The 15164-nt window shown below is 40.5% G+C and carries 16 protein-coding genes; 9 read left to right on the top strand and 7 right to left on the bottom strand.

From position 1 onward, the window contains the following. Window positions 1–28: 28 nt before the first annotated feature. Complete coding sequence (gene meaB, locus ABFU83_RS02220) at window positions 29–1114, top strand: methylmalonyl Co-A mutase-associated GTPase MeaB (protein WP_347068569.1); 1086 nt, start codon at window positions 29–31, stop codon at window positions 1112–1114. Between the two features lie 2 nt (window positions 1115–1116). Here the strand turns inward: meaB and ABFU83_RS02215 are convergent, their stop codons facing one another. Together ABFU83_RS02215 and ABFU83_RS02210 are read right to left on the bottom strand one after the other, a co-directional pair. Further along, the gene (locus tag ABFU83_RS02215; RefSeq protein WP_136403318.1) at window positions 1117–1344 is read right to left on the bottom strand and encodes a hypothetical protein; all 228 of its coding nucleotides are present in this window, start codon (window positions 1342–1344) and stop codon (window positions 1117–1119) included. A 20-nt stretch (window positions 1345–1364) separates the two neighbouring features. Further along, window positions 1365–2765 carry an MATE family efflux transporter gene (locus tag ABFU83_RS02210; RefSeq protein WP_347070192.1) on the bottom strand — a complete coding sequence of 467 codons (1401 nt, stop codon included), beginning with the start codon at window positions 2763–2765 and terminating at the stop codon, window positions 1365–1367. A gap of 228 nt (window positions 2766–2993) precedes the next feature. Here ABFU83_RS02210 and ABFU83_RS02205 point away from each other — a divergent pair, with 228 nt between their 5' ends. The 3 genes from ABFU83_RS02205 to ABFU83_RS02195 all read left to right on the top strand — a co-directional run bounded on the left by ABFU83_RS02205 (window position 2994) and on the right by ABFU83_RS02195 (window position 4488). After that, entirely contained in the window at window positions 2994–3485 is a 492-nt protein-coding gene (locus ABFU83_RS02205; protein ID WP_347068567.1) for a hypothetical protein, read from the top strand. A gap of 109 nt (window positions 3486–3594) precedes the next feature. Then, window positions 3595–4056 (top strand): copper resistance protein NlpE, encoded by a 462-nt coding sequence (locus ABFU83_RS02200; protein ID WP_347068565.1) that lies wholly within the window; start codon window positions 3595–3597, stop codon window positions 4054–4056. Window positions 4057–4062: 6 nt separating this feature from the next. Continuing rightward, window positions 4063–4488, top strand: coding sequence for an META domain-containing protein (locus tag ABFU83_RS02195; RefSeq protein WP_347068563.1), 426 nt, complete (start codon window positions 4063–4065; stop codon window positions 4486–4488). Window positions 4489–4517: 29 nt separating this feature from the next. Here ABFU83_RS02195 and ABFU83_RS02190 read toward each other — a convergent pair whose 3' ends face one another. Next, on the bottom strand, window positions 4518–5396 hold the full coding sequence (locus ABFU83_RS02190) for a PPK2 family polyphosphate kinase (RefSeq protein WP_347068561.1): 879 nt from the start codon (window positions 5394–5396) through the stop codon (window positions 4518–4520). A gap of 129 nt (window positions 5397–5525) precedes the next feature. Between ABFU83_RS02190 and ABFU83_RS02185 the strand changes: the two genes are divergently transcribed. From ABFU83_RS02185 to ABFU83_RS02165, 5 genes are all read left to right on the top strand, one after another. Further along, the gene (locus ABFU83_RS02185; RefSeq protein ID WP_347068560.1) at window positions 5526–6359 is read left to right on the top strand and encodes a hypothetical protein; all 834 of its coding nucleotides are present in this window, start codon (window positions 5526–5528) and stop codon (window positions 6357–6359) included. Window positions 6360–6595: 236 nt separating this feature from the next. Then, window positions 6596–7042, top strand: a complete 447-nt coding sequence (locus tag ABFU83_RS02180) for a MarR family transcriptional regulator (RefSeq protein WP_347068558.1) — start codon at window positions 6596–6598, stop codon at window positions 7040–7042. Window position 7043: 1 nt separating this feature from the next. Next, entirely contained in the window at window positions 7044–8420 is a 1377-nt protein-coding gene (locus ABFU83_RS02175; protein ID WP_347068556.1) for a TolC family protein, read from the top strand. Between the two features lie 10 nt (window positions 8421–8430). Beyond that, on the top strand, window positions 8431–9384 hold the full coding sequence (locus ABFU83_RS02170; protein ID WP_136403326.1) for an HlyD family secretion protein: 954 nt from the start codon (window positions 8431–8433) through the stop codon (window positions 9382–9384). A gap of 4 nt (window positions 9385–9388) precedes the next feature. Beyond that, the gene (locus tag ABFU83_RS02165; protein WP_347068554.1) at window positions 9389–10543 is read left to right on the top strand and encodes an ABC transporter permease; all 1155 of its coding nucleotides are present in this window, start codon (window positions 9389–9391) and stop codon (window positions 10541–10543) included. A gap of 82 nt (window positions 10544–10625) precedes the next feature. Here ABFU83_RS02165 and ABFU83_RS02160 read toward each other — a convergent pair whose 3' ends face one another. The 4 genes from ABFU83_RS02160 to ABFU83_RS02145 form a co-directional block, all read right to left on the bottom strand. Beyond that, window positions 10626–12257 (bottom strand): ABC-F family ATP-binding cassette domain-containing protein, encoded by a 1632-nt coding sequence (locus ABFU83_RS02160; RefSeq protein WP_347068552.1) that lies wholly within the window; start codon window positions 12255–12257, stop codon window positions 10626–10628. 121 nt (window positions 12258–12378) lie between these two features. Beyond that, entirely contained in the window at window positions 12379–13029 is a 651-nt protein-coding gene (locus ABFU83_RS02155; protein ID WP_136403329.1) for a DEAD/DEAH box helicase, read from the bottom strand. Between the two features lie 42 nt (window positions 13030–13071). Then, the gene (locus ABFU83_RS02150) at window positions 13072–14235 is read right to left on the bottom strand and encodes a sigma-54 dependent transcriptional regulator (RefSeq protein ID WP_136403330.1); all 1164 of its coding nucleotides are present in this window, start codon (window positions 14233–14235) and stop codon (window positions 13072–13074) included. A gap of 96 nt (window positions 14236–14331) precedes the next feature. Next, window positions 14332–15159, bottom strand: coding sequence for a mechanosensitive ion channel domain-containing protein (locus tag ABFU83_RS02145; protein ID WP_347068549.1), 828 nt, complete (start codon window positions 15157–15159; stop codon window positions 14332–14334). Between the last annotated feature and the right edge of the window lie 5 nt (window positions 15160–15164).

Raw genomic sequence — 15164 nt, 5'->3', positions numbered from 1 at the left:
TTTAATTTTACAGTTCAAAATTATCCCAGTGGCAAACAAGAAATCGCATCCAACGGCTTTACACGAAAAAGACGGTATTGAACAACCGGAAATTGTCAGTTCTGCCTCAGTAGCCCAGATCCGGCAATACCGCCGCCAACAACCGACATCGGAACAACTGATTGCCGGGATTTTGAGCGGAGATAAAATTGCATTGAGTCGCGCCATCACTTTAATTGAAAGCACGAGTACCACCCATTTAGAAAAAGCCAATGAAATTATCAAAGCCTGTTTACCGTATGCCAATAAATCGGTACGCGTTGGGATAACCGGTGTACCCGGAGTTGGAAAAAGCACCTTTATCGAAGCTTTTGGAAAATACCTGACCGGATTGGGTAAGAAAGTGGCCGTATTGGCTGTCGACCCGAGTAGTTCAATTTCTCATGGTAGTATTTTGGGTGATAAAACCCGAATGGAAGAATTGGTAAAAGACGAAAATGCCTATATCCGACCATCGGCATCAGGAGAAAGCCTTGGCGGTGTAGCGCGTAAAACCCGTGAAACAATCATTCTTTGCGAAGCCTGCGGATTTGACACCATCCTAATCGAAACCGTTGGCGTAGGTCAGAGTGAAACGGCGGTACACAGTATGGTCGATTTCTTTCTGTTGTTAAATCTGGCCGGAGCCGGAGACGAACTACAAGGGATCAAACGCGGGATTATGGAAATGGCCGATGCGATTGTGATCAACAAAGCGGACGGCGACAATATCAAACGCGCCCGACTGGCGAAAACCGAATACAACCGGGCCTTACATTTATTTCCGATGAAAAACTCCGGTTGGTCACCAAAAGTAACCACCTGTAGTGCTTTAACGCAGGAAGGTATTCCGGACGTTTGGAACACTATTGAAGAATACTTTACACTCACCCGTGAAAACGGCTATTTTCATCAGAAACGAAAAGAACAAAACCAATATTGGTTACTGGAAACGATAAACGAACAGTTAAAACAGAACTTCTATAACCATCCTGACATTCAGATCTTACTGGAGGAAAACAAAAAAGCGGTGCAAAACAATGAAATATCACCGTTTGCAGCCGCTAAATTATTACTTGACAACTATTTTAAATAGGCTTACTCTTCGTAACGCTCCATCTCACGGTCGTAAAACTCACCGGCAAGCTGGATTAATTTTTCCATTTCGGCCTCCATATCTTCCTCATCCTCATCGTCCAGTTCTTCCAAAAACTCAATCGAGTCATCTTTAAGGTTGATCAAAAAACGAGGGTATTCCAGGTGGATAATAAAAATATCATCCGGAAAATCGGTGTTATCGGCCAGTACAAATTTTGGTAATTCCATATGGTTCTTATTTAATTCTCTTAATTTATAATTTTGGTAACTGCTTTAGCATCATCCAGAAGCAATTTTCGCGTCAGACGGCTAAAGCGAATATACAAAAATATTGCTGCGGTGGTTAATCCGGCTAATAATCCGATCCAGATTCCTTCGCCTCCCAATTTGGTATACAAGCCCAGATAAATCGAAATTGGAAATCCGATTACCCAATACGCAACAAAAGTAATATACATCGGGATTTTCACATCCTGAATGCCACGTAAAGCTCCTAAAACCGCGACCTGTACACCATCCGAAATCTGGAAAACTGCCGCTACAATTAGTAAACGGGAAGCAATATGGATTACTTCAGCGGTATCGGCTATATGGGCGGCACTGTTCGCATTGACAAAAAGTGCTGGTAATATCTGATGTAAACCTACAAACAATAAAGCAAAAATCGTCTCAATGATAATTGCCAACAGGAAAATGGAACGCGCCACTACCTGCAATTTTTTATAATCCTGCATTCCTTTGTAATTTCCAACGCGCACCATTCCGGCCACACTTAATCCCGAAGCAAACATAAAGGTAAACGAAGCCATACTCAACGCGATCTGATTGGCCGCCTGACTGGTTGTTCCCAATCGGCCGGAAAGCCATACGGCTCCGGTAAACAACGCCACTTCGAAAAACATCTGCATCGAAGACGGTAATCCCAAGGCAATAATTTTTTTACTCATCGATTTTTTGATCGATGCTAAACTGAATCCTTCAAAATACGGTTTAAACTTTTCTTTCGTTTTTAAGGCATAATGCATATAGATCAGCATTACAAAACGGGACGATACGGTACCGATAGCCGCTCCGACAATTCCCATTTTGGGGAAAATCCAGATTCCATAGATCAGAAAATAATTAATGATCAGGTGAACTACATTACAAATCACCGTAGCCCACATGGCATATTTGGTTTCCGACTTTCCATCGGCAAACTGTTTATACCCCTGAAAAATAATAAGCGGAATCAACGAAAAAGCGACAATATCCAGAAACGGTCTTGCCATTTCCACCACTTCTTCCGGTTGTCCCATAAAACGGATGATCGGTTTTGAAAAATAGATCAGCGTAAACAATGAAATTCCCAATATCGTACACAATACCAGTCCGTGATGGAAAACACTTCTCCCCTTTTCGAGGCTTTTTTCACCATCGGCTTCCGCGATCAATGGCGTTATGGCCGTAGAAAACCCAACGCCCAGCGACATGGCAATAAATACAAAACTATTCCCCAGGGAAACAGCCGCCAATTCGGTTGGCCCAAGTTTTCCTACCATAATATTATCCACGATAGCCACCAGGGTATGCCCCAACATTCCTAAAATAATCGGGTAGGCCAATCGCAGGTTATAACCAAACTCTTTTGTGTATACCGACAATCTCATTTTACTCCATTTTCCGGCAAAGGTAAGAACTTGCCACGCCATAGTATCATTAAAAATAGTAATTTTCAGTCCAGCCCAAAAAAGCATACAAAATATTAAAAATCAATATTTTACACTGTTTTAATACGATATTTTATATTAAATTAACATAAAATTAAGTTTTAAAAAATAACAAAATGGCCTGATTGTTGTTAAAATCCATATTGTTAAACATAAAACGTATTAAATATGAAAAATGTTAAAAAGCTTTTAGGACTGACTGCGATAGCTTCAGCACTATTCTTCTCGACAGATTCCCAGGCCCAAAGTCAGGGATATGAAAAAGGATGGCGTGTAGGGTTCGGACTAAACGGAGGGATTCCGATAAACAGTTCGTACGACTTCAGTTTAGGAGCAGATGCGCGATTGCAATACGATTTAACGCAAAAAACATCGTTGGCCGCCACAACAGGATATACCCATTTGTTCAGCAAGGATGCAGATGGAGGTTTTATTCCGGCCAAACTGGGTTTTAAATCCTTTTTAGGAAACCAGATTTATGTTTTGGGTGAAGTCGGTGCCGGTATTGGTGTCAAAGACGGTATGGGCACTTCCTTCCTTTGGGCACCCGGAATTGGTATTGCAACCAAAAACATCGACATTAGCCTGCGCTATGAAGATTACAACCATTTTAATACCGGACAGCTGTCGCTCCGCCTGGCCTACGGCTTTAAATTATAACAGGAAAATGGTTATGTTTTTTTAGCATTAATTCCAAAAATGTTAGTAAAATATCACTACCTTTATAAGTGAATTCTCTGGATAATCAACAACTTATAAATCACTTCTTATGAAAAAAGTAATTCTAGCCGTAGCTTGTATCGCTTTTGCGATGACCTCGTGTAAAAAAGAAAACAAAGCCGATAGCGACGGAGCAAACACTGAAAAAAGTAGCACGTCACTGGCAAAAAGTAGTGAAAATGTATTGGATTGGGACGGAACGTATAAAGGTGTAACCCCTTGTGCCGATTGTGAAGGTATCGAAACCACCGTTACCCTTAACCGGGATAAAACGTATGTGATGACAACTAAATATCAGGGCAAAGGGAACGACATCCTCCAGGTAACAGGATCCTTCAACTGGAGTGATGATGGCAGTACGGTCAAGCTGGACAATATCAAAGACGGTCCAAGTCAGTTTTTGGTAGGTGCCAATCAGTTGACCATGCTGGACATGGAAGGAAAAAAAATAACCGGGACACTTGCAAAGAAATATGTTTTAAACAAAGAGATGAATGTCCCAGAAAATTAAACGAATATGAAAAAAGTAACTTTATCATTACTAACCCTGGCTTTAGTATCTGTAGGGTGTAACACTGCTAAAAAAACAACCGCAACCGCTTCCCTGGAAGGAACCAAATGGAAATTGACCGAATTGAATGGCAAACCGGTTTCGAAAACCCAAATGGGTAAGGATGTTTACCTGCAACTGGACGCGAAAGATCATCGCATCTCGGGGTTTAGTGGTTGTAATGGTTTTGGCGGTACCTATACGCTTAAAGAAGGAAGCCGTATCGAACTTTCCCAATTAATGGGCACCTTAATGGCCTGCCCGGATCTCGATACCGAAACCGCCTTTTTAGAAGTACTTCGCACCGTAGATAATTACAACCACAACGGTAAAACGTTACAACTCAATAAAGCCCGAATGGCGCCACTGGCAAAATTTGAAGCTGTAAAATAAAAAAACGCCTCCGGGCGTTTTTTTTGTTTTTATTCCTTTTGTAATTCCTCGCGATATACCGCGATATGTTTTTTAATTTCCGGATCCAATTCCGGTTCTTTAATGTCCGTATATTTTTCCAGCTCGTCCAATATTGTTTTCGCTACGATATAACGACACGTCTCTTTATTATCAGCCGGAACCACATACCAGGGCGCATGTTTTTTGGATGTATTATTAATAGCTTCTTCATAATACTGTTGGTATTCGTCCCATCTAGCCCGCTCTTTTAAATCCCCGGGTGAAAATTTCCAGTTGTGCTCCTCTTTGTCCAAACGTCGTAACAAGCGTTGACGCTGTTCTTCCTTACTCAAATGCAGAAAAAACTTTAGAACAATGGTACCATTTTGGGCAATATGCTTTTCAAAATTATTGATCTGCTCGTACCGCTTTTGCCAGAAATCGGCCGGAATATCGGCTACCGATTCGATTCCGGGTAAATTCTCATTCAATATATATTCCGGATGCACACGAGTGACCAGTACATTTTCGTATTGTGTACGATTAAAAACCGAGAACTTTCCTTTTTCCGGTAACGCCATATAATGCCGCCATAAATAATCGTGTTCCAGTTCAGACGAATTGGGTGTTTTAAAACTATGCACTACCACGCCACGGGAATTAAATTCCTTAAAAACTTCCCGAATCAGACTGTCTTTTCCGGCAGTATCCATTCCCTGCAAACAAATCAGTACGCCATAGCGATTGTGTGCATACATTTTATCCTGAAGTTTGCTCAGTTTTTCTCTGGTTTTTTCCAATGCTTTGGATTTCTTTTTTTCGGAAGTATCTATATTTAAAGCAGTCGGTAAATCAGATAATTTAATGCTACTGTCCACTCTAAAATCATCGCACTTAATCGTTTTCATACGTCTGGTGAATTAGATGTTTCTATAAAAATAAGAATATTTAGAGGCATTCCGGCTAATTTATCACGGCTTTTTTCGCAACTTTCAAAAATAATGCAGACTTTTATAGTACTAATTAAGCGCATAACCATGAATCGATTTACCTTAGAATTACTATTTCAAATTATAGGCGTCGGATCGGCTTCCGGACTTATTTTTGATCCTTCCGTTTTGAATATAATCAGCGATAACAGCTCCTATTTATACGAATACGAAACCAAATCCGCACAACTAAAACGTCATCCGTTATTGGAAAACCCGGCTGAAAACATCGCCAAAAAAATCAAACCCGATTTTGAAGCGATTACTTCGTATGCTGATACCTTATATCTTTTTGGCTCCGGATCTACGGCAAACCGAAACAAAATGGTAAAAGTAAATGCAAAGACCAAAAAAGTTGTGTCGGTGGTTGATATTTCCGACTTATATGCGGCCATGCAAACCTTTTCCGGGCTTAGTTCCGAAAATTTTAATATCGAAGGAGTGGCGTATAACGGCAAAAGCTGGTACTTTTTTAACCGGGGTAATGGTACAACCGGAAAAAATATTGTTTTTACGATAGAAGGTAAAAACCTAGTGGATGATTTTAATATTATTTTCAGCGAATTAAAACTACCGAAAATCAAAGGGGTGCGTACTGGTTTTACCGATGCGACGTTGGTTCAGGACAAACTTTATTTTTTGGCCGCAGCCGAAGACACCAATTCGACCTATAACGACGGAGCGGTATTGGGAAGTGTAATCGGACGAATTGATATCGAAAAAATGAAAATTGATTTTACCCGAACGATATCAAACACTCATAAATTTGAAGGGCTGACCTTGTATTCCGATTCTGAAGCGGAAATTTCCTTTTTACTATGTGAAGACAATGATACCGAAAAACTCCAAACCGATATCTATCGTTTGCGCTTAAAAAAATAAACATTTTTCTTTTGTTAAATCGTTACACTATACCAATACCCGTTGTTGTCTACGGATATTTTTTTTGTAATCTGCTAACAGTATAAACAAAAATTAATATTGGAATACAGTTATTTACAAAAATAATTCTTACATTTATAAGGAACTCTTTCTGATAAAAATTTGTTAATCTCAACAAAAGTAGTGTCATCTGCATTGGAGTTCTTATTTTTGTAGTTGTTTAAACAACCATTGTTATGGAAACCATTTTTACTACGGAGAATTTATATAACTTACTATCGGGTCGCATTCCGTCGGCCTTCAATCGTGCTTTATTAAACCAGTTTAAAGCCAATGGCATCAACTTAACCAAAGAACAATGGTCAATTTTGGCCGTTTTATGGAAAAAAGACGGTTGTTCCCAACAAGTGCTGGCCGATGAAACCTATCGCGACAAACCCAGTATCACCCGTTTAATCGATCATTTGGAAAAAGAAGGCTTAGCCGAACGCCGTCCGGACAAAAAAGACCGCCGTCTGAACCTGATTTACCTAACCGAACAAGGTCGGTCGCTGGAAGAAGGCGCGATGCAAGTAGTCGATCAGACTGTTTCTACTGCCGTACGCGATATCGATCCGGAAGTTATTCAATTGGTAAGAGATACTTTTATTCGGATTTATAATAACCTGGAAACAAAAAAATAAAATGAAAAAACACGTACTACTCTCTTTGATTTCACTCTTTTGTCTGGCGGAAGGCTATTCGCAGATAGCGGTTTCGGCTTCACTGGACGATGCGATACAAAAAGCATTGGCAAAGAGCAGTTCGGTAAAAAACAAAGAACTGGAAATCGAAAAACTAAATCTGCAAAAAAAGAGTATCTGGAATAAATACATCCCAACGGTAGAAGCTACGGCGATGTATCTATATTTCGACAACCGGATGACCATCGATTTACCTACGGTTACGGTTGCCAATTATCCGTTATTGGATGGTAAGACTTCCTTTGACAACTACGGAAATATTTTTCATGGCGGTGTTATGGCCAAAACAGTACTCTTTAGTGGACTTCAGATTCCAAACGGTGCGAAAGCGATCGAACAAAAAGCGATCGGAACCGCCTACTTAACGGAATCGGAAAAAGACGGTATCGTAAAAGACGTGATTAACACTTTTGATCAGCTGGCACTTCTGGACGAAGTCGAACGCCTGATCAACGACAGCGAGAAACGTTTAAATGCTGAGACTTTACGCGTAACAAAAGCTATTGAACAAGGATTGGCTATCCCGTATGATCGGGATAAAATAAAACTGGCCACACTGGAACTTTCGTCCAAAAGAATCGAAATGGAAGGAAAACGCAAAGTCGTACTCAAAAAAATAAGTTACCTGACCGGTTATTCAAATGAAGAAATCAAAAACGTACAGTACCAACTGGCTCCGTATTTGATCAGTCAAAATCTGACAGCTGACAACAAGCAGGAAATCAAAGCACTCGAATCGTTTAAATCGGCATATGAATATGCCCTGAAAAAAGAAAAAGGAACCTTCCTACCGACTTTAGGCGCATTTGGAGGCGTTACCTATTCCAGTTTATTTGATGCGAATGCGACCACACCGCCGCTTCCGATATTCGGTCAACCGCTAAATTTAGGCTTGAACGAACTTACCATTAGTCAGAACTGGATTATTGGTGCGGCTTTAAAATGGGAAATTTTTAGTGGTTTCGAACGAAAACACAAGGTTCACGAAGCGAAAATCAACATCGAACAGGTTCAAAATCAAATTGACGATACCAAAGAAAAGTTACAATTGTTATTGGAAAACAATTATGCCAATTATACCGTTTTGAATCAGAAAACGGAAATCGCCGATCAACAGGAAAAAGTAGCCCGAAACAACCTGAATCTGGCTATCAAACAATACAAAGAAGGGCTTATCAATATTTCCGAACGTCTGGAAGCCGAAAACGATATGTATAAAGCTTCATTAAATAAAGTCAGTACTTTAATCGAACAACGTCTGTCGGCCATCGAAACCGTGATCGCAACCGGCGAACTTACCAATTATTTATCCAAATAAAACCAGCATTATGAAACATACACTTACGCTACTAGCCTCAGTTTCCTTACTTATTGGATGTAATAAGCCCGAAAACGACAAAAAGATACAAGGGAAGGTCGAAAAAGAACAGATTGCCGTTGTGAGCAAAGTTCCGGGTAAGCTTGTCAAAATATTTGTCAAAGAAGGCGACCTGGTTCATAAAGGCGATACGTTGGCCATACTGGATATCCCGGAAGTTGACGCTAAAAAAAGTCAGGCCGAAGGTGCCGTTATTTCGGCTAAAGCGCAATACAATATGGCCGTTAAAGGCGCGACAGATAACCAGATCAAACAATTGGAAGCTAAGCAAAAAGCCCTGAAAGAACAATATGATTTTGCCCAAAAATCCATTCGTAGATTGAGCAATATGCTAAAAGACTCACTGGTTTCCCAACAAACCTATGACGAAGCTTTTGCCAAATACCAGGGCGCACAATCCCAATATATAGCCGTACAAGCCGAACTGGACGATGCCAAAAAAGGGGCACGAATCGAACAACAAACCATGGCTCTAGGACAACAGGATCGTGCTTTGGGTGCACTCAAAGAAGTAGAAACCGCCGATAAAGAGCGGTATGTCATCGCACCACAGGATATGAGTATCGAGACAATCACATTGAGTGTAGGTGAATTGGCATTACCCGGTTATACCTTGTTTAACGGTTATGTTGACAATTCGTTGTATTTCCGATTTACACTACCGGAAAGCCAATTGGATAAAGTCAAAAAAGGACAGGAATTATCCGTTTATGTACCGTATAAAAAGCAGGATTTTAAAGGCAAAGTGACCACGATCAAACAATTGGGAGCCTACGGAAACATTGCAACCGCCTACCCGGATTATGAAATGCAGGAAAGTTTGTTTGAGATCAAAATCACGCCTATCGACACCAATGCATCCAAAGACCTGATTACCAAAACCACCGTCACTTTAGCACTATAAGCCTATGGAAAATTTCGGATCACTGATAAAAAGAGAATTTCGCTTTTTCTGGCAGAACAAAGTCCTCCGTTTATTATTTATCGGAGCACCATTGCTCTATGGTATCTTGCTGGGTTATGTATACGGCAAAGGAAAAGTAACCGATTTACCCATCGTGGTTGTAGACGAAGATCGCAGTGAAATGAGCGCCAAGGCGATACAGATGTTTCAGGATAACGAAGTACTGAACATCGCCGCGACCTTATATGATCAGAAGAATTTATCCCAAATTGCGATCGACAAGGAAGCCACCTGTGTGGTATTAATCCCCAAAGGTTTTGAAAAAATGGTACTGACCAAAAAGTATCCTGAAATCGTCACGATAGTCAATACTTCCAACGTACTTACGGCCAATTATGCCTCAACCGCTTTACAGGTTTGCCTCGGCACCCTGAAAGCCGGTGTACAAATTGAAACATTACGCAAACAAGGGACTCCGGAAAGCCTCGTGATGACGCAATACGAGCCATTCCGCACCACGTTTATCAAAAAATACAACCGCAGTACCAACTATATGTATTTCTTATGGCCAGGTGTTTTGGCTACGGTTTTACAACAGGTATTATTGTTGGGACTCGCCTTATCGTTTGCATCGGAATATGAAAACGGAACGTTTAAAGAATTGGTACAAAAATGTCCGTCTTTAGTAAAACTGATCACGATAAAAATTGTTCCGTATCTGATTATGAGTTTTGGTTTATGGATTTTATACTGGTTGTTTACCCTATGGTTCCGTATTCCGTTTTTCGATAATTTAGGACCACTTACTTTTGTAGCCGGTATTTTTGTGATCGCGGTTTGCTTTATCGGTATTTTGGTCAGTATCCTGATTCCGAACCAGCTTAAAGCCACCGAAATCCTAATGGTCATTGCCACACCAAGCTTTATTTTGAGTGGCTTTACATGGCCGCTAAGTCAGATGCCATTTTGGGTACAATGTGTCGCCGATGTCATTCCGCTTACGCATTTCTTAAAAGCGTTTCGTATTCTGATTATCGAGAATGGTGATTTATCCCAAACGGTAAGTGCGATCCGGAATATGGTTCTAATTGCCGTGATTTGCGGAATTGCTTCCTATGTAGCACTGTATTTTAAACGCAAAGCCGTACTTTCGGGATGAATAAAATGAGTCCCTGATAAAACACCTGACAGGTGTGGAATTGTAACAAAATAAAAAAAGAGCGGTATCTACCGCTCTTTTTTTATTTTTCAATTTCCCTAAGGTTTTCCATTTTCTTAAATTCCAGGAATCCTTTGATATCTTCGAAATGCTCCCGTACACGTTTGTTTCCAAACTCAAATACTTTGGTTGCCAATCCGTCCAAAAAGTCCCTGTCGTGGGACACCAGAATCAAGGTTCCGTCGAAATCTTTTAAGGCATCCTTGATGATATCTTTGGTTTTCATATCCAGGTGGTTTGTTGGCTCATCCAGAATCAATACGTTAACCGGCTCCAATAATAACTTGATCATCGCCAAACGTGTTTTTTCACCTCCGGATAATACTTTTACTTTTTTCGTGGTATTATCACCGCTAAACATAAAAGCCCCTAATAAATCTTTGATTTTGGTACGGATATCTCCTACCGCGATATGATCGATTGTTTCAAAAACCGTTAGATTCTCATCTAATAACGACGCCTGATTCTGAGCGAAATACCCCACTTTCACATTGTGTCCCACTTCCAGTTTTCCTTCGAAATCGATCTCCTTCATAATAGCTTTGATCATCGTCGATTTTCCTTCTCCGTTCTTTCCTACAAAGGCTACTTTCTGTCCGCGTTCGATCACCATACCGGCATTTTTAAACACCACATGATCACCATACGATTTTGAAAGTTCTTCCACTACAACCGGATATTGCCCCGAACGTGGCGACGGTGGGAATTTCAGGCGTAATGCCGAAGTATCCACTTCATCCACTTCAACCAGTTCCAGTTTTTCAAGCATTTTTACCCGCGACTGTACCTGTAAGGTTTTGGAATAGGTCCCTTTAAAACGATCGATAAATTCCTGCGTTTCGGCAATCATTTTTTGTTGCTCATCGTAAGCCTTTTGCTGGTGAATTCGTCGGTCTTTACGCAACTCCAGATAATCAGAATATTTGGCTTTATAATCGTAAATACGTCCCATCGTTACTTCGATTGTACGATTGGTGATATTGTCGACAAAAGCACGGTCGTGGGAAATAACCATTACCGCTTTAGCCGAATTGATCAAGAAATCTTCCAACCATTGAATACTTTCGATATCCATGTGGTTGGTTGGCTCATCCAACAGAATTAAATCCGGTTTTTGTAATAATATTTTAGCCAGTTCGATTCGCATACGCCATCCACCACTAAATTCGGATGTCGGACGGTTAAAATCCTCGCGAACAAACCCCAATCCTTTTAATACTTTTTCAACTTCCGCTTCATAATTCACCTCTTCGATCGAATAGAATTTTTCGCTTACTTCCGAAACCCTTTCGATCAACTTCATATACTCATCACTTTCGTAATCGGTACGAACGGTCAGTTGCTCATTCAGGTCATCGATTTCGGTTTTCATTGCAAAAATCGCGGCAAATGCTTTTGAGGTTTCTTCAAAAACTGTTGCGTCATCCTTTGTTAGCAAATGCTGTGGCAAATAGGCTATCACGGCTTCTTTTGGTGCCGATATCGCTCCAGTAGACGGTTTATTTACACCAGCAATAATCTTTAACAAAGTCGATTTACCCGCTCCGTTTTTCCCCATTAAGGCGATTTTGTCATTTTCATTGATGGCGAAAGTCACATCACTAAATAATGTTGTACCTCCAAACTGCACCGAAATATCGTTAACTGTAATCATGGTATGGTTGTATGCCTTTTAATTTTAAGGCGCAAAGATAGTTTTTTATTAGACAGTTCGTGTGGAATTTCCTGTAAGTTTTTGGAAATAAAAAGCCGGTAACTACCGGCTTTTTATCAGTTTAGATATATAGATTTTCGTCTTCGGCTTCTTCTCCGTATTCCTCCAACCCGAATAAATACGGTTCGATCATGGTCTTGTCGGCCAATGCTTCGACACGTTCCGTCAAGGCATGTGCAAAAAACACCCGTTGCGTTTTTTCGATACTATTCGACAATCGCAAAATTATCGCATCCTGACGCAAACGGAATATTTCGTCGGCATCATCCACGATAAATAACTTTACCGTGTTAATGTTAAATCCGGCCGAAGAAAACATTGCGTTTATTTTATGGGGTGTCCCAACCAAAATATCCACGCCCAATGAAATCTGGTTTTTATCGTAATCGATATCCCCTTTGTCGTGCGCTCCAAAAACACGAAGGTTATGGTAATTTCCGAGTTTACGGAACAAATCGACCATTTTCAACACTTCTTCTTTGTCTTTCACGATAACCATCGCCCGTGTGGATTCGCCTTCTGCTTTTTCCAGTTTCTGAATTACGGTATATACAATTGTTGTGGATTTCCCACCATTATCCGGCATGATCACCACTGCATCGGCACCACTTTTCAACGTTCCGAAACACTCCTTCTGGATTTCGTTAGGCTCGGTAATACCGTTTTCCACCAAAGCCTGCGCCAGTTTTTCGTCTATTTTTTTTAATTTCATATAATAATCCCTAAAAAAGAACCGGTTTCCCTGTCTTTTATATTATTTACTTGCAAACATTTTTACGTCATTTTCAGAAATCTCAGCGCCTCCCAATATGATCAATCGTTCGATTACATTTCGAAGTTCCCGGATATTCCCGGTCCAATCGTATTCCTGTAATAGTTTAATCGCCTGAGCCGAAAACTTTTTACAGGTACTTCCCTGTTCGGAAGCTATTTTTTCGGCGAAATGTGTCACCAATAACGGAATATCTTCACGTCGATCGTTTAATGCCGGTACCTTGATCAAAATAACCGCCAAACGATGGTATAAATCTTCACGGAAACGTCCTTCTTCAATTTCCTTTTTCAGATCTTTATTGGTGGCGGCTACAACACGTACATCCACTTTGATATCTTTATCCGCGCCAACTCTTGTGATCATATTTTCCTGTAACGCCCGTAATACTTTAGCCTGAGCCGACAAACTCATATCTCCGATCTCATCCAGGAAGATTGTTCCTTTATCGGCTGCTTCAAACTTTCCGGCGCGATCTTTAACCGCCGATGTAAAAGCGCCTTTAACATGACCAAACAATTCACTTTCGATCAATTCCGACGGAATGGCGGCACAGTTCACTTCGATTAGCGGTGCAGTTGAACGCTCGCTTTTTTCGTGTAACTGATGCGCCACAAGTTCCTTACCGGTTCCGTTTGGTCCGGTGATCAATACTCTGGCTTCAGTAGGCGCAACTTTATCGATCATGTCTTTAATCTGATTGATTGCATCGCTATTTCCGACCATTTCATAATTTTTACTGACTTTTTTCTTCAGTATTTTATTTTCGATCACGAGTTTTTTACGATCCAAAGCATTGCGAACCGTATTTAATAAACGGTTTAAATCGGGTGGTTTGGAGATATAATCGAAAGCGCCCAAACGCATGGTATTTACAGCCGTTTCCAAATCGCCATGACCGGAGATCATCACCATTGGGATTTCGGGTTTTATTTTTTTTACGGCTTCCAGTACTTCTTCTCCATCCATTTTCGGCATTTTAATATCGCACAGTACCAGATCGTAATCTTCATTTTTGATTTTTTCCAATCCCTGTAATCCATCTTCCGCTTCTTCTACTTTGTAAGTATCGTTTTCTTCTGAAAGTATTTTGGACAAGACTCTTCTGATGGCTGCTTCGTCTTCTATGATTAGTATTTTGGGCATTATCGACCGTATTTGAAAGTTATCGTTTGCTAAAATAACAAAAAGCAAAACAAAGTTTGTGAAGTTTATGCTAAACTCCTGTTCCAAAAAAACAATTTAGCGGTTCAGGATTGTAATTTCCCGTTGCGGGAATGGTATGCTAATATTATGTTGTCGGAAAACAGCATCAATTTTAAATCGGATTTCACTTTGGATCTTAGGACTTTTCATGCCATCGCTAACCGAAAAACTCACGGCAAAATCCAGAGACGAATCGCCAAAATCCTGAAAAAGGACGGTAATTCCTTCATCAACCACTACCCCTTCCGTTTCCCGAACACAGTCTTCCAGTAATTTTTTAACCAGTTGCACATCGCTGCCATAGGCTACACCAACAGTTACCTGTTCGCGGTTCGTACTGTTATTTTGTGTCCAGTTAAAAAGCGTTTCACTCATAAACTGATGGTTCGGAATAATCATAACCCTGTCGTTACGGGTTACAGCCCGGGTGGTACGCAAACGGATTTCGGTTACTTTTCCGACTTTTCCATCCACTTCGATAACATCGCCCACATGTAACGACTGATCCAATATCATCAAAATTCCGGAAATAATATCCTGAAAAAAGGTTTGTAACGCCAGTCCGATTCCAACAAACAACGCTGCCGAAGCCGTTAAGAAAACGTTCATATTGACACCGGAAGCATGCAGCGTGAACATCACCACAAATATGTAGGCGATATACTTAAAAAACTGAAATACGCCTACAAATTTATTTTTATCCTGTTCGGGTATTTTTTTGATTATAATCCGGAAGATAATCCGCAGTATAATCCCGGTGAACATAAAAGCAAAGATCAGGACGAGCAGATCGAACACCGAAAAATCGATGCTTTTGGTGTCGATCAGCCGAAATCCCAATATATTCTTTACATGTTCCAGCATAGTAT

Source organism: Flavobacterium sp. WV_118_3 (assembly GCF_039778605.1).
Taxonomy (GTDB): domain Bacteria; phylum Bacteroidota; class Bacteroidia; order Flavobacteriales; family Flavobacteriaceae; genus Flavobacterium.
The sequence above is the reverse complement of the archived record's forward strand: the minus strand, read 5'-3'. Positions and strand labels throughout refer to the sequence as shown.